13 protein-coding genes are annotated in these 14457 nt (G+C 74.4%); 4 read left to right on the top strand and 9 right to left on the bottom strand.

The genetic code is table 11. The features are described from left to right. Positions 1 to 79 precede the first annotated feature (79 nt). The 6 genes from ACZ6CZ_RS23105 to ACZ6CZ_RS23080 all read right to left on the bottom strand — a co-directional run bounded on the left by ACZ6CZ_RS23105 (position 80) and on the right by ACZ6CZ_RS23080 (position 7809). Positions 80 to 1432: an ABC transporter ATP-binding protein gene (locus ACZ6CZ_RS23105; RefSeq protein WP_469024224.1), complete on the bottom strand. Its 1353-nt coding sequence runs from the start codon at positions 1430 to 1432 to the stop codon at positions 80 to 82. A gap of 229 nt (positions 1433 to 1661) precedes the next feature. Then, positions 1662 to 2339, bottom strand: coding sequence for a class F sortase (locus ACZ6CZ_RS23100; RefSeq protein ID WP_469024221.1), 678 nt, complete (start codon positions 2337 to 2339; stop codon positions 1662 to 1664). Between the two features lie 61 nt (positions 2340 to 2400). After that, positions 2401 to 3087, bottom strand: coding sequence for a hypothetical protein (locus ACZ6CZ_RS23095; RefSeq protein ID WP_469024219.1), 687 nt, complete (start codon positions 3085 to 3087; stop codon positions 2401 to 2403). A gap of 187 nt (positions 3088 to 3274) precedes the next feature. Then, complete coding sequence (locus ACZ6CZ_RS23090) at positions 3275 to 4699, bottom strand: CitMHS family transporter (protein ID WP_469024217.1); 1425 nt, start codon at positions 4697 to 4699, stop codon at positions 3275 to 3277. 125 nt (positions 4700 to 4824) lie between these two features. Next, positions 4825 to 7065 (bottom strand): molybdopterin oxidoreductase family protein, encoded by a 2241-nt coding sequence (locus tag ACZ6CZ_RS23085; protein ID WP_469024214.1) that lies wholly within the window; start codon positions 7063 to 7065, stop codon positions 4825 to 4827. Positions 7066 to 7191: 126 nt separating this feature from the next. Then, a complete protein-coding gene (locus tag ACZ6CZ_RS23080; RefSeq protein ID WP_469024211.1) occupies positions 7192 to 7809 on the bottom strand; it encodes a TetR/AcrR family transcriptional regulator in 618 nt (205 codons plus the stop codon). 165 nt (positions 7810 to 7974) lie between these two features. Here ACZ6CZ_RS23080 and hmgA point away from each other — a divergent pair, with 165 nt between their 5' ends. The 4 genes from hmgA to ACZ6CZ_RS23060 are packed head-to-tail and all read left to right on the top strand — an operon-like array spanning position 7975 to position 12523. Beyond that, a complete protein-coding gene (gene hmgA, locus ACZ6CZ_RS23075) occupies positions 7975 to 9300 on the top strand; it encodes a homogentisate 1,2-dioxygenase (RefSeq protein WP_469024208.1) in 1326 nt (441 codons plus the stop codon). Positions 9301 to 9327: 27 nt separating this feature from the next. After that, complete coding sequence (locus tag ACZ6CZ_RS23070) at positions 9328 to 10077, top strand: GntR family transcriptional regulator (RefSeq protein ID WP_469024206.1); 750 nt, start codon at positions 9328 to 9330, stop codon at positions 10075 to 10077. Positions 10078 to 10101: 24 nt separating this feature from the next. After that, entirely contained in the window at positions 10102 to 11268 is a 1167-nt protein-coding gene (locus ACZ6CZ_RS23065; protein WP_469024203.1) for a type ISP restriction/modification enzyme, read from the top strand. A gap of 58 nt (positions 11269 to 11326) precedes the next feature. Beyond that, complete coding sequence (locus ACZ6CZ_RS23060) at positions 11327 to 12523, top strand: CaiB/BaiF CoA transferase family protein (RefSeq protein WP_469024200.1); 1197 nt, start codon at positions 11327 to 11329, stop codon at positions 12521 to 12523. A gap of 41 nt (positions 12524 to 12564) precedes the next feature. Here the strand turns inward: ACZ6CZ_RS23060 and ACZ6CZ_RS23055 are convergent, their stop codons facing one another. The 3 genes from ACZ6CZ_RS23055 to ACZ6CZ_RS23045 form a co-directional block, all read right to left on the bottom strand. Next, on the bottom strand, positions 12565 to 12834 hold the full coding sequence (locus tag ACZ6CZ_RS23055) for a hypothetical protein (protein WP_469024198.1): 270 nt from the start codon (positions 12832 to 12834) through the stop codon (positions 12565 to 12567). 126 nt (positions 12835 to 12960) lie between these two features. Further along, complete coding sequence (locus ACZ6CZ_RS23050) at positions 12961 to 13791, bottom strand: anti-sigma factor (RefSeq protein ID WP_469024196.1); 831 nt, start codon at positions 13789 to 13791, stop codon at positions 12961 to 12963. Further along, positions 13788 to 14330, bottom strand: a complete 543-nt coding sequence (locus ACZ6CZ_RS23045) for a sigma-70 family RNA polymerase sigma factor (protein ID WP_469024193.1) — start codon at positions 14328 to 14330, stop codon at positions 13788 to 13790. The genes ACZ6CZ_RS23050 and ACZ6CZ_RS23045 overlap by 4 nt, the downstream gene beginning before the upstream one ends. Positions 14331 to 14457 lie beyond the last annotated feature (127 nt).

The following is a 14457-nucleotide window of genomic DNA, read 5'->3' as shown; positions in this document are numbered from 1 at the left end:
CGGCTCCCAAACTAGCGGCTCACAAACTAGCGGCGCTAGTTTTTCGGCGCACGATGTCCGGCACCCCACACCGGGCGGCTCACTCCTCCAGGTCGGGCAGGCGCGACGGGGAGGGGCAGATCCGCTCGCCGTTCTGGTCGAAGACGAAGAGGTGCGCGAGGTCGACCAGGAGCGGGACCTGCATGCCGTGCCGCAGCTGGATGTCGGGCGTGGTGCGCACCACCAGGTCGCCGGGGAGCCGGCCCTCCGGCGGCACCGGGTCGGGATCCAGGGGCCAGCCCTGCTCCCGCTCCTCCTCCAGGACCACGACCGGCCCGGCCCGCAGCGACCCGGCCCGCTCCCGCAGCCGGTCCAGCACGTTGGGCCCCTCCCGGCGCCGGCGCCGCGCCGCCCGGGACGCCGGCCGGGGCGCCTCCAGCTCCGGTACGACGGCGGGGCTGGAGCCGGTGTTGAAGTGGACGAGCACCTCGTGCCCCTGGAACTCGACGTGCTCCACCAGCCCGGTCAGCGGCACCTCGCCGGGCCGCGCGGCGCTGTGCTTGGCGATGCGCACCGCCTCCGAGCGCAGCCCGACGATCACCTCGCGGCCCTGCTGCACCCTGAGCAGCTGGTGGTCCAGGGACAGCGGCTCGGGCAGCCGCAGGTACTGCTTGCCCAGGCTGATGGTCATGGCCCCGTCCAGCGGGGCGCGGACCAGGCCGCGCAGCAGGTTGATGCGCGGGATGCCGATGAAGGCGGCGACGAAGACGTTGCGCGGCAGCGCGTACACCTCGCGCGGGCTGCCGACCTGCTGGAGCACCCCGCCGCGCAGCACGGCCACCCGGTCGCCGAGCGACATCGCCTCGCTCTGGTCGTGGGTGACGTACACCGTGGTCACGCCCAGCTTCTGGGTCAGCTGGGAGATCTCGGCGCGCAGGTGGTTGCGGAGCTTGGCGTCGAGGTTGGACAGCGGCTCGTCCATCAGGAAGGCGGAGGGGTGGCGGGCGATGGCCCGGCCCATGGCGACGCGCTGGCGCTCGCCGCCGGAGAGCTGGCTGGGGAAGCGGTCCAGGAGGTCCTCGATGCCCAGCATGCGGGCGGTGGCGTCCACGCGCGGGCGCGGGTCGGCGTTGGGGTCCTCGATGCGCAGCGGGAAGCCGATGTTGCCGCGGCTGGTCATGCTCGGGTACAGGGCGAAGTTCTGGAACACCATCGCGATGTCCCGTTCGGACGGTGTCAGGTCGTTGGCGTGGGTGCCGTCGAGGAGCAACTGGCCCTCGTCGATCTCCTCCAGGCCGGCGATCATCCTGAGGACGGTGGACTTGCCGCAGCCGGAGGGTCCGAGCAGGACCAGGAACTCGCCGGGCGAGATGTCCAGCGAGAGCCGGTCCACCACGCGGACGCCGCGCGTGTAGGACTTGCTCACGTCGTGCAGAGAGATGGCGCGTGTCATGACTGCTGCCCCCGGGGGCTGTCGGAGCGCCGGTGCTCCGTGGCCGGAAGGCCTCGTGCGGGTCGTACGGGCCTGTGGGTCACGGAAGTTAACGGAATGTGGCCACCGGGGGGAAGACATGGCACGGTACCGGACGCTTTGGCGCAGGCAGCGGCGAAAACGGATGAGGTGCTTCAGCTGAGTACGGGCCTCCTGGCCGGGCGGCGCGGGAACGGCCCGCACCGCCCGGTCACCGGGTCGCGGTCAGGTGGGCGAAGACCACCACGTTGCTGGTGTAGCCCGTGCGGCGGCTGAAGAGACCGCCGCAGGTGATCACCCGCAGCTCCGGGCGACCGGCCCGGCCGTAGACCTCCTTGTCCGGGAAGCCGGCCTTGTCGTACACCTTCACCCGGTCCACGGTGTAGACGGCCGTGCGGCCGTCCGCCCGGCCGGCCTCGATGCGCCTGCCGGGCTTGACCTGGGCGAGGCCGGCGAAGACGGCGGGGCCGGAGCGGGTGTCGCGGTGGCCCACGGCGATCGCGGTCCCGGCCTCGCCCGGGGTGGCGCCGCCCTCGTACCAGCCCACCAGCTTCGGCTTGTCGACCGGCGGCGTCTCCAACTGCCGGTCCCCGTCGAGCGCGAGGCCGGTGACCGGCGCGTCGACACCCAGGGACGGGATGCGCAGCGTCGTCGGGCGGGACCGGGGCAGCGGGCGGGGTGGGGGCCCGGACGGGACGGGGCCGGACTCCTCGCCGCTCGTGCCACGCCCGTCGGCGTGGGCGGCGCCCGGGCCGCCGGCCGCCACCGGGTCGGGCCCCGGCTCGTCGTCCGACCCGCAGCGCACCACCGTCACCAGCAGGAGCGCCAGCACGGCCGTCCTGGCGAGGCGGTAGCCGCGCGTGCGGTACCAGGGTCTGCGTCTGCACACGGGGGCTGCCGCGTAGGCCCCGTCGTCCGCGCGGCGAGCGGCGGGACCTTCGCGCCCGGCCCTACCGGACACCATGGGGGCGGCGGCGGATCAGCCGGACGTAGACGGCGCCGCTGACCGCGACCAGGCCCACGGCCGCCGCGGCGGCCACCGGCGAGTAGGCGGCGGCGGTGTCGACGAGACCGCCGCCGCCCGCGTGCACGCCGCCCTTGGGGCCGCCCTGCTCGTTCTGGCCCCAGGAGCCGTCGTTGTTCTGCTGGTGGTCCTGCTGGTGGTCCTCGATCTGCCCACCGGGACCCGGGGCCCCCTCCTGCTGGTGGCCGTCGTGGTCGTCACGGCAGTTGACGCGGAAGATCTTCTCCTTCGGCACGCCCGCCACGATCCAGGTGAGCTTGTACTGGCCGTCCGCGAGCCCCAGCGGGTCGGTGTGCCCGGCGCCCCCGGCGAGCGGCAGGGTGCCGGTGACGGTGGCGGCGGTGGGCAGCGGGGGCTGCGCCTGGATCGTGTAGGCGATCGCGGGCAGGATGTCGAAGTTCACGGCGTCGAGATAGAACCTGCAGACCACCGGGTCGTCCTTCGACACGCCGAAGGGTACGCCCACCCGGTGGATCCTGATGTCGCCGTTCTCCCCCTGGGCCATCGCGACGGGTGCGGCCACCCATGACGCGCCCGCGGCGGCGAGGGCGGTGAGGATGACCGTGGCTCCCGCGCGGGAGCCGTGCGTACGTGGAACTGTCAGGGTCGGCATGCGGGATCCTCCCGAATCAGACGATTTTCATACAAATCGCTCTTTCGCCTGAACTCTCGGTCATGGACCCCGTCGCCGGCGGCACCGGCGCCCGGCGCGCCGTCAGATATCGCTCGTCCGGCGCAATCCCCGCGGCCGATCGGGCGGCCGGTCGGGCGGGCGGCCGGTCGGACAGGCGGCCGGTCGGTCAGACGGTGCCGAACAGGACGCCCGCGCCGAGCACCACCAGCGAGGTGAGGGCGGCCCACTTCACGACGAACCTGGTGTGGTCGCCGAACTCCACCCCGGCCATGCCGACCAGCACGTACACGGCCGGGACGAGCGGGCTGGACATGTGCAGCGGCTGGCCGGCGATCGAGGCGCGGGCGATCTCCAGCGAGGTGACGCCGTGGGCGTGGCCGGCCTCGGCGAGCACCGGCAGGATGCCGAAGTAGAAGCCGTCGTTGGACATGAAGTACGTGAGCGGGATGCTCAGGACGCCGGTGACCAGGGCCATGTGCGGGCCCATGGCGTCGGGGACGTTGCCGACCAGCCAGGCGGCCATCCGGTCGACCATGCCGGTGCCCTGGAGGACGCCGGTGAAGACGGCGGCGGCGAAGACCATGCCGGAGACGTTGAGGACGTTCTCGGCCTGGGCCCCCAGGCGGGCCTTCTGGTCGGGCATGTGCGGGAAGTTCACGGTGAGCGCCAGGGCGGCGCCGAGCAGGAAGAGGACCGGGATCGGCAGCCACTCCATGATCATGGCGGTGAGCAGGACGACCGTGAGCAGCGCGTTGAACCAGTACAGCCTCGGGCGCAGGGTGGGGCGGTCCGGGTCGAGGCCCTGGACGCCGTCGGCCGCGGCGGGGCGCGGGAGCGGGGCGGCTTCGCCGTCGCCGGCACCCCTGCCGGTGGCGGTGCCCCTGCCGGTGCCGGCTCCCGCGCCGGCGCCGGCCCCGACGAGCACCGTCCCGCTCTCCACGACGCTCTCTCCCGCCGGAGCCCGGTCCAGGCTCAGCACGCCCAGCCGCGCACGCTCGCGGCGCCCGAGGACACAGGCGAGGACGAGGACGGCCAGCAGGCCCACCGCGAGCGCCGGGATCATCGGGACGAAGACGTCGCTCGCGTCGACCTTCAGCGCGGTGGCGGCTCGGGCGGTGGGGCCGCCCCAGGGCAGCGTGTTCATCACGCCGTTGGCCAGGGCGGCCACGCCGGTCAGCACGACCCGGCTCATCCCCAGCCGCTTGTACAGCGGGTACATCGCCGAGACGGTGATCATGAAGGTGGTGGAACCGTCGCCGTCCAGCGAGACGACGGCCGCGAGGACGGCCGTGCCGACCACGATCCGCAGCGGGTCGGCCCGGCAGAACCGGAGGATGCCCCGCACGACCGGGTCGAACAGGCCGACGTCGATCATCACGCCGAAGTACACGATCGCGAACATCAGCATCGCCGCGGTGGGCGCGAGCGCGGTGACGCCGTCGAGGACGTAGTCACCGAGGTGGGCGCCCTTGCCGACGGCGACGCAGAACAGCGCCGGGACGAGCACGAGCGCCGCGATCGGCGACATCTTCTTCAGCATGATCAGGGCCAGGAAGGTCGCGATCATGGCGAAGCCGAGGATGGTCAGCATGGAGGGACACCTAACGTTCGCCCGTGAACATCCCGCCGGGCGGGCGGGCGGTGCGACGACGTTAGGTCGGTGCGATCGGCGTCAGCAAGACGTCGGCGTGCGAGCAATACGAGCAGAAGTCCAGGTCAGGGCGTTGGGGTGAGCGCCGTCAGCTCGACGGGCACGCCGTTGAGGACCGCGTTGCCGGACAGCGGGTCGAGCAGGCTGCCGTCCAGGAGCTGGTTGACGTTGACGCCGGGATCGATCGCGGCGTGGCCGAGGCGGGTGCCGGGGCGGTCGTGGCCCCAGCCGTGCGGGAGGCTCACCACGCCCGGGCGGACGGCGTCGGTCACCTCGGCCGGCGCGGTGACCTCTCCCCCGGCGCCCCGGACGCGTACGGCCGCCCCGTCCCGCACGCCCAGGCGCTCGGCGTCGGCGGGGTGGATCTGCAGGGTGCAGCGGTTGGTGCCGCCGGTGAGGGCGGGCACGTTGTGCATCCAGCTGTTGTTGGAGCGCAGGTGGCGGCGGCCCACCAGGACCAGCCCGGCGGGGCGCTCGTCCAGGGCCCGCCGCAGCCGGGGCAGGTCGGCGGCGATGGGCCCGGGCAGCAGCTCCACCTTGCCGCTGCGGGTCTTCAGCGGCTGCGGCAGCCGGGGGCGCAGCGGGCCGAGGTCGATGCCGTGCGGGTGCTCCAGCAGGCGGGCCAGGGTCAGCCCGTCGGGGCGGGCGCCGAAGCCGTCGCCGTAGGGACCGAGGCGGAGCATCATGTCCAGGCGCCGCTCGGGGCCGTCCTCGCCGGTCAGCTGGGCGGCCAGCGCCCCGGGGTCGCGGCCGTGCACCGGGGAGTGCGGGTCCTGGACGGCCTTGCCGAGAGTCTGCTCGACGACGAACGTGTCGACGGACGCCGGGTCGGCGCCGTGCATGCCGGTGGCCGCCAGGATGAGCCGGGCGAGGATCTCCGACTCCGCCATCCTGCCGGGTTCCAGGGGGACGGCGGGGCGGGTGTAGCGGACCTGGTGGCGCACGGCGAGGGTGTTGAAGGCGAAGTCGTGGTGGGGGCTGCGGGAGGGCGGGGGCGGGGGCAGGACGACGTGGGCGTGGCGGGAGGTCTCGTTGAGGTAGGGGTCGACGCTGACCATGAAGTCCAGCGACGCCAGTGCCTTGTCGAGCCGGTCGCCGTCCGGGGCGGACAGCACGGGGTTGGCGGCGACGGCGATGAGGGCGCGGACCGGCTCGCCCTCCTCGGTGGCGGTGTCGATCTCCTCGGCGAGCGCGGCGAGCGGCAGTTCGCCCTTGGCCTCCGGGTGCCGGCCGACGCGTGAGTGCCAGCGGCCGAGGGCGAAGCCGTGTCCGGGTCCGGCGGGGCGGGGGGTCCGGTCGGTGGCGGCCTGCGGGAAGAGGGCGCCGCCGGGATGGTCGAGGTTGCCGGTGAGGATGTTGAGGACGTCGACGAGCCAGCTGGCGAGCGTGCCGTGCGGGACGGTGCAGCTGCCGATGCGGGCGTAGACGGCAGCGCTGGGGGCGGCGGCGAGTTCGCGGGCGAGGGCGCGGGTGGTGTCCGCCTCGACGTCGCAGGCCGGTGCCACCGCCTCCGGCGTGAAGCCCCGTACGGCCTCGCGCAGTTCGGCCAGGCCCTGGACGTGCGGCGCGAGGTCCCCGAGCGCCACGAGGTCCTCCTCGAACAGGACGTGGGCCAGCGCGGCGAGCAGCAGGGCGTCGGTGCCGGGCCGTATCGCGAGGTGCCGGTCGGCGAGTTTGGCGGTGCGGGTGCGGCGCGGGTCGACGACGGTCAGGGTGCCGCCGCGGGCCTTGAGCGCCTTGAGCCGGCCGGGGAAGTCGGGGGCGGTGCACAGACTGCCGTTGGACTCCAGCGGGTTGGCCCCGATGAGGAGCAGGTGGCCGGTGCGGTCCAGGTCCGGCACCGGGATGGCGTTGGCGTCACCGAACAGCAGGCCGCTGGAGACGTGCTTGGGCATCTGGTCGAGGGTGGAGGCGGTGAACAGGCTGCGGGTGCGCAGGGCGGCGAGCAGGACGGGCGGGTAGAGGGCGCCGGCCATGGTGTGCACGTTGGGGTTGCCGAGCACCACGCCGACGGCGTCGGGGCCGTACCGCTCGACGACCGGGCGCAGGCCCGCGGCCACCGCGTCGAAGGCCTCCTCCCAGGTGGCCTCGCGCAGTTCGCCGTCCCTGCGCACGAGAGGGCCGGCGAGCCGGTCGGGGTCGCTGTCGACGGCGCCGAAGGAGGCGCCCTTGGGGCAGATGAAGCCCTTGCTGAAGACGTCGTCGCGGTCACCGCGGGCAGCCGTGACCCGCGTGCCCTCCACGGTGAGCGTCAGCCCGCAGGTGGCCTCGCAGAGGGGGCAGATGCGCAGGGCGGTGCGGGGCACGGGTCCTCCTGGGGGCAGTGGCGCCGGTCGCGGTGAGCATACCGACCGGTATGCACGACGGGGAGCCCCCGGACCCGGATGGCCGGAAATCCGCGGGGTCCGGCCGCCGGCCGGACCGCGGCCGGCTCAGTCCAGGACGCGGCCGAGGTAGGCCCGCAGCAGCGCGCGGATCTCGGCGATGACCGCCTCGTCGCCCTCGGGGTCGATCCGGAAGGCGAGCTGCACGAGGGTGTCCGCGGTCTCGACGGCGATCAGGAAGGCGCGGCGCAGGTCGTCGTCCGGGGTGCGGCCGAGGTAGCCGGAGAGCAGCTCGGTGAGGCGGTCGGCGACGCGGTGGTTGGGCTCGGCGTGGCGGGCGCCGACGGGGATCTGGTTGCCGAAGTCGACCAGGGAGAAGCCGGGCGCGGTGCGCTTCATGGCCAGGTACTCGTCGAGCACGGCGTCCATCGCCGCCCGCCAGTCGCCGGGGCCCGCCTCCCGCAGCCGCCGGGTGACGCGTTCGGCGTAGCGCTCCAGGTTGCGCTGGGCGAGGGCGTCGGCCATCGCGCGTTTGTTGCCGAAGAAACGGTAGACCGAGCCGATGGGCACGCCGGCCTTCAGGGCGACGGCGCGGGTGCTCAGGGCGTCGTAGCCGACCTCGTCGAGGAGGTCGGCGCAGGCGTCGAGGATCCGGGTCAGCCGCTCGGCGCTGCGGCGCTGCACGGGAGCGCGGCGGAGCGATGTCGCGTGGGGCACGGGCTTCATGATGCCTCTCCACCGGGGTCGGGTGAACCTCACCCCCTGGGTACGCGGCCGGCCGGCCCGTGCGCTCAGCGCCGGAGGCGGGTCCGGGGCCCGGTACCCCTTGCACCGGCGGCAGGTGAATCCTACGGTGATGCAGAGGAATCAGGTGCGCGAGGGAGAGCGAACATGAGCGGTGGCAACGGGGACGCGCGGAAGACCGCCGAAGGGCTGTCCTATCTGTCCGGGTTCGGCAATGAACACGTATCGGAGGCGGTGCCCGGCGCCCTGCCCGAGGGCCGCAACTCCCCGCAGCGCGCGCCGCTCGGGTTGTACGCGGAGCAGCTGAGCGGGACGGCGTTCACCGAGCCCCGGGCGCACAACCGGCGCTCCTGGCTCTACCGCATCCGCCCCTCGGCCGCGCACCCGGCGTTCACCCGGACCGGCAACGGCGCGATCCGTACCGCGCCCTTCACCGAGACCGTGCCCGACCCCAACCGGCTGCGCTGGAACCCCCTGCCCGAGCCGCCCGCCGGGACGGACTTCGTCGCGGGCCTGTGGACCCTGGGCGGCAACGGCGACGCCACCCAGCGCGCCGGCATGGCCGTGCACCTCTACCACGCCACCGCCTCCATGGACCGGGTCTTCTCCGACGCCGACGGGGAGCTGCTGATCGTGCCGGAGCGCGGCGGGCTGCTGCTGCGCACGGAGTTCGGGCTGCTGCACGCGGAGCCCGGGCACGTCGCGCTGATCCCCCGCGGGGTCCGCTTCCGGGTGGAGCTGCTGGACGGCGCCGCCCGCGGCTATGTGTGCGAGAACTACGGGACGCCCTTCCAGCTGCCCGACCTCGGCCCGATCGGCGCCAACGGCCTGGCCAACCCAAGGGACTTCCGGGCGCCGGTCGCCGCGTACGAGGACGTTCAGGGGCCGGTGGAGGTGGTCAACAAGTTCTGCGGCAACCTCTGGACGGCCACCTACGGCCACTCCCCCCTCGACGTCGTCGCCTGGCACGGCAACCACGTGCCCTACGTCTACGACCTGCGCCGGTTCAACGTGATCGGCAGCATCTCCTACGACCACCCCGACCCCTCCATCTTCACCGTGCTGACCTCGCCGTCGGACACGCCGGGCCTGGCCGGGGTGGACTTCGTGGTGTTCGCGCCGCGCTGGCTGGTGGGCGAGGACACCTTCCGGCCGCCGTACTTCCACCGCAACGTGATGAGCGAGTACATGGGGCTCGTCGAGGGCGCCTACGACGCCAAGGCGGCAGGGTTCGTGCCCGGCGGCGGCTCGCTGCACAACATGATGTCGGCGCACGGCCCGGACCGGGAGACGTTCGACCGGGCCGGCGCGGCCGAGCTGAAGCCGCAGAAGATCGACGACGGGCTGGCGTTCATGTTCGAGACCCGCTGGCCGCTGACGCTCACCGCGCACGCGGCCGGCGCCGAGCACCTCCAGCAGGGCTACGACGACGTGTGGCAGGGCCTGGAACGCCACTTCCGGCCGTTGCGCTGAGCCGCCGCGAAAGGTACGGATAGGCCCGTGACCTCCTTCGCTCCGGATTCCCTCGTCCTCAACCGCAAGCTGCCGCTGTGGTACCAGGTGTCGCAGTCGCTGCGCGCCTCCATACTCGGCCGCTCGCCCCGGGACCCGCTGCGCCTGCCCACCGAGGAGCAGCTGGCGGAGCACTACGGCGTGAGCGTGCTGACGATGCGTCAGGCGCTGAAGGAGCTGGAGGACGAGGGGCTGATCAGCAGGCACCGGCGGCGCGGCACGTTCATCGAGCCGGACGTCCGGCGCGGCGCCCCGGTCCGGCTGCTCGGCTCGGTGGACGCGATCGTGGCCCAGCAGTCGGGGATGACGACCGAGCTGCTGGACCACGGCCGGGGGCCGGTCCCGGCCCCGCTCGCCGAGCACTTCCCGGACCTCGCGGAGGTGGCGACGTACCACCGGCTGCGCAGCGACGAGGCGACCGGCGAGCCGACCAACCACGCCGTCAACCACGTCCGGCCCGAACTCGCCGCGCGCATCGACCTGGACGACCTGGTGCGCTGGCCGATGACCAAGGTGCTGCGGGACGTGGTCGGGGCGGACATCAGCCGGATCACGGACACCGTGGAGGCCCGGCTGGCCGACCCGGCCACCGCCCGCCTGCTGCGCGTGCCGCTGCTCAGCCCGATCCTGCACTACACGGGCGTCACCTACGACGCCGCCGGCCGGGTGCTGGACGTGGCCGTCATCCACTACCGGGGCGACCGCTTCTCGTTCACGGTCACCCTGGACGCCACCTGATCCCGGCCTCGTCCAGGTCGTACGATGCCCACCGTGACGCACGACGACGCTCCGCTGCTCGCGGACCTCATGCCGTGGTCCGTCGCACCGCTGCGGCCCGGCCGCGCCTGGCCGACGGCACCCGACCCGGCCGCCCTGAAGGCCCGCTGGGACGCGCTGCTGAGGGCGGCGGGCCCCGAGCGCGCGGCCCTGTTCGAGCCGACCCGCTCGCGCACCCTCCACTCGGCGGTGGGGCAGCTGCCCGGCCGCTCCGGCGGCACCGAGCGGCTGGCCCGCGCCACCGGCCCCTGCCCGGAGCCGGTGCGGGTGCTGGCGGCGCCCTTCGACGAGCAGTGGCTCATCCCCGACCACCGGCTGCTCGACGTGGCCCGGCCCGAGTTGTGGCGGGTGGCGGACGCCCGGCAGGTGTTCGCCGTGGAGACGGCCGGGGACAGCCCGGACCTGCTCTCCCCGCTGCTGGCGACCTCGCTGATGCCGCTGCTGCGCCCCGGCCGCGTCCGCCCGCTGTACCGCCGTCCCGGCGGGGCGGAACCCAACCTGGCGCCGGGTCTGACGGACCTGCTGGGCGAGCGTCTGGGCCTGTCCGTGGCGCCCCTGGACCTGCTCGCCTGGTTCCTCGCCACGACCCGCGCCGACCTCACCGTGCCGCTCACCGCGGACGCCGGGCTCTGGTCCCGGGGGGTGGAGCTGGGCCGTCGGACGCTGTGGCTGATGCGCCGGGACGGCGACCGTCCCCGCCTGCCCGGCGGGCGCCGCCCCTACGTCCGCGCGCCGCTGCCCGCCCGCCCGCAGACCCTGCGCTACGACCCCGAGGAGGAGGCGCTGTACCTCGACGAGGGCCGCGTCTCCCCCGTGCCGCCGGGGGCCTGGGAGTTCCAGGTGGCCGGGGTCCGGGTGCTGGAGCAGTGGTTCGCCGCGCGCACCGCGCCCGCCGGTCCGGGCACCCTCGCCGCGATCCGCCCGGCCGGCTGGCCCCAGTCCTGGACGTCGGAACTCCTCGAACTCGTCACCGTGCTGGCCCTGCTGTCCGAACTGCGCCGCGAGCAGCAGGAGTTGGCGGTGACCGCGCCCGTCACGGCCACCGAGCTGCGGCGGGCGGGCGTCCTGCCGGTGCCGGACGCCGCCCGCCGTCCCGCCTCGGTGCTGGACCACCACGAGGAGGGCCCGGAGGGGCAGTTCGCGCTGCTGTGAGGCCCGCGCGGCGGCCCGGCTGCTGACAGGGCCGCCGCTCAGGGGCATGATCCACCCCATGGACCGACTCCCCCTGCCCCTGGAGGGCATCACCGTCGTCGCCGTCGAACAGGCCGTGGCCGCGCCCTTCGCGACCCGGCAGCTCGCCGATCTGGGCGCCCGGGTCATCAAGGTGGAGCGGATCGACGGCGGCGACTTCGCGCGCGGCTACGACACCGCGGCCGCCGGGCTGGCCTCGCACTTCGTGTGGTGCAACCGCGGCAAGGAGTCGCTCGCCCTGGACCTGAAGGACCCGCGCGCACTGGACGTCGTACGGCGGCTGGTGGCGGACGCGGACGTGTTCGTGCAGAACCTCGCCCACGGGGCCGCGGCCCGGCTCGGGCTCGACGCGGCCACGCTGTGCGCCGGGAACCCGCGGCTGATCGCCGTGGACATCTCGGGGTACGGGTCGTGGGGGCCGTACGCCGGCAAGCGGGCCTACGACATGCTCGTGCAGTGCGAGGCCGGGCTGGTGTCGGTGACCGGGACGCCCGGGCAGCCGGTGAAGGCGGGCATTCCGGCGGCCGACATCGCGGCGGCCATGTACGCCTTCTCCGGCGTGCTGGCCGCGCTGGTGCGGCGCGGCACGACCGGGCGCGGCGGGCCGGTGGAGGTGTCGATGCTGGAGGCGCTCGCCGAGTGGATGGGCCACCCCCTGCACCACACGATGCACGGCGGCACGGCCCCGGCGCGCACCGGGCTCGCGCACGCCGTCATCGCCCCGTACGACGCCTATCCGACGGCGGACGGCGGGCGGGTGCTGCTGTCGGTGCAGAACGACCGGGAGTGGCGGCGGCTGGCCGAACAGGTCATCGGGGAGCCGGGGCTGGGCACCGACCCGGCCTTCGCGACCAACGCGGCGCGGGTGGCCGGCCGGGAGCGCACCGACGAGCTGGTCGCCGGGGCGCTGGCCGTCCTGGACACCGACGAGGCGCTGGCGCGGCTGGAGGGGGCGGGGATCGCCTGCGCCCGCCTGCGGGACCTGCACGAGCTGGCGGAGCATCCGCAGCTGGCGGCCCGGGAGCGGTGGCGTGCGGTGGGCTCGCCGGTGGGACCGCTGCGGGCGCTGCTGCCGCCCATCACGCTGCCGGGCGGGGACGAGCCGCGGATGGGGGACGTGCCCGCACTGGGGCAGCACACCGAGGCGCTGCTGCGCGCCGTGGGAATGACGGACGGCGAGATCGCAGCGCTGCGCCGGGACGGTGTGGCGGCCTGAGCGCGGGCCTGGCGGACGAGGCTCCTAGGACGTCGGTGTGCTCAGCGGTCGCCGAACAGGGAACGGCGCAGCCGGCGCAGCGGGGCGAACAGGGAGACCCGGCTGACCCGCGTGCCCCGGTCGCTGCGCTCGTGCGCGCGGTCACGTGCCGTCAGCTCGCGCATCAGCGAGGTCGCTTCGATCGTCTCCCGCTGCGGTATGGCGGGACCCGCCAGCACCGCGAGATGGCGGTCGAGACGCGAACTCGTCGCGCCGCTCCCGCAGGTGATCGCAGGGACCCTCGCCCTGCTGCGCACTGTTATCTGCTCCATGTCACTCCCCACCCGTACGAGTCCACCCGGCCCGGGCAGGGTAACCCTATCGCCCCGGTGGAGCATGCGTGTATCGCGGTCACGTGATTCACCTTCCCCGTAAGGGTGTTGACGACCCCTCGGCGATCACTCTCCGAATCCGACCGATTTCAGGGCGAGTTGGACAATGGGCTGGCTGGTGGGCTGCGCTGAGCCGCCGCCCGGCTCCACGGTCACGGCCAGTGACGTCGAGGACGGATCGAGGCCGGCCGCCACCAGGGGCGTGTCGGCCGCCAGGAGGCCCAGGGAGCGCGGTCGCGCACGGGGGCGCATGAGCCACAGCTGGTGCACGCGGCCGCCGGACGGGGTGCCGTACCCGCTGAGCGTGACGACGGCCTCCCGGGCGGAGGCGGAAGCGATCACTCCGATACTGCGGCCCCGCGCGTCCCGTCCGGCGGCGGCGCGGGCGTCGGGAGCGGCCAGAACGTGGGCGATCTCACGTGCCTGGCTCCGCTCGGCCTCGAGCCGGTCCCGGTCGGTGTGCGCCTGCACCGCGAAGAGCGAGGCGACGACCAGCGCCGCGGCGGCGGTGGCCGTGGCGAAGGGCGCGAACAGCGGCCGCGGCCGGCGCTGGCGGCCGCGCGCGGGCGGGGCCTGCGCCCCCCAGACGTGCGGCGGCAGCCGGGGGGCGCGCACACGGGCCGCCGCGCGCTCCCGCGGCGCCGGACGCTCCTGCGGTGTCGTGCGGACGGCGGCCAGCACCCGGTCGCGCAGCGCGGCCGGCGGCGGGGCGGCCGCGGACCAGGCCAGCCGCACCGCGTCCTCGGACAGGCCGCGCACCTCGGCGGCGCACCGGTCGCAGGAGCGCAGATGTTTCTCGAAGCGGCGCCGCTCGCCCGGTTCGAGGGCGTCCAGCGCGTAGGGCGCGGCCAGCGAGTGCGGGTCCTCGCGGCGCAGCAGACGACCGAGGACACTCATGCCGCACCTCCCAGGCACTCGCGCAGCCGGGTGAGCCCGTCACGCATCCGCGTCTTGACCGTGCCCAGCGGCAGCGAGAGCCGCTCGGCCACCTCACGGTAGGTGTAGCCGTCGTAGTAGGCGAGGGTGACGGACTGGCGTTGCAGCGCGGTCAGCCGGTCCAGGCAGCGGCGCACCCACTCGCGCTCCAGACCGGCCTCGACCTCCTCGGCGACGTGGTCGAAGGCGGGCTCCCCGGCGCGCAGGGCCTCGCGCTGCTCCCGCTCGCCGGCCGCGCGGGCGCTGCGCACCCGGTCGACGGCGCGGCGGTGGGCGAGGGTGAGGACCCAGGACAGGGCGCTGCCCCGGCGCGGGTCGAACCGGGCGGCGCAGCGCCACAGTTCGAGCAGCACCTCCTGGGCCACCTCCTCGGACTGCGCGGGATCGCGCACCACCCGGCGGACGAGGCCGTACAGCGGCCGGCAGACCAGTGCGTACAACTCCTCGAACGCCCGCTGGTCGCCGTCCGCCACGAGCAGCAGCAACTCGTCCGCGTCCACCCGAGCCCCCCTTCCGTGACCGCAGCCGGACCTGCCCCGCACCCCATGCATCCGCACGAACGCACACCTCCGGCAGGTGATACGGATCAGCGGGCCGAAAAAGCGGGTCCGGACGCGGCGAAGAAAA

Source organism: Streptomyces sp. NPDC041135 (genome assembly GCF_055592085.1).
The sequence above is the reverse complement of the archived record's forward strand: the minus strand, read 5'-3'. Positions and strand labels throughout refer to the sequence as shown.

Coding starts and splice junctions, on each gene's coding strand:
- ACZ6CZ_RS23105 (WP_469024224.1), bottom strand. CDS start 1,432: ATGACACGCGCCATCTCTCTGCACGACGTGAGCAAGTCCTACACGCGC.
- ACZ6CZ_RS23095 (WP_469024219.1), bottom strand. CDS start 3,087: ATGCCGACCCTGACAGTTCCACGTACGCACGGCTCCCGCGCGGGAGCC.
- ACZ6CZ_RS23090 (WP_469024217.1), bottom strand. CDS start 4,699: ATGCTGACCATCCTCGGCTTCGCCATGATCGCGACCTTCCTGGCCCTG.
- ACZ6CZ_RS23080 (WP_469024211.1), bottom strand. CDS start 7,809: ATGAAGCCCGTGCCCCACGCGACATCGCTCCGCCGCGCTCCCGTGCAG.
- hmgA (WP_469024208.1), top strand. CDS start 7,975: ATGAGCGGTGGCAACGGGGACGCGCGGAAGACCGCCGAAGGGCTGTCC.
- ACZ6CZ_RS23065 (WP_469024203.1), top strand. CDS start 10,102: ATGCCCACCGTGACGCACGACGACGCTCCGCTGCTCGCGGACCTCATG.
- ACZ6CZ_RS23060 (WP_469024200.1), top strand. CDS start 11,327: ATGGACCGACTCCCCCTGCCCCTGGAGGGCATCACCGTCGTCGCCGTC.
- ACZ6CZ_RS23055 (WP_469024198.1), bottom strand. CDS start 12,834: ATGGAGCAGATAACAGTGCGCAGCAGGGCGAGGGTCCCTGCGATCACC.
- ACZ6CZ_RS23050 (WP_469024196.1), bottom strand. CDS start 13,791: ATGAGTGTCCTCGGTCGTCTGCTGCGCCGCGAGGACCCGCACTCGCTG.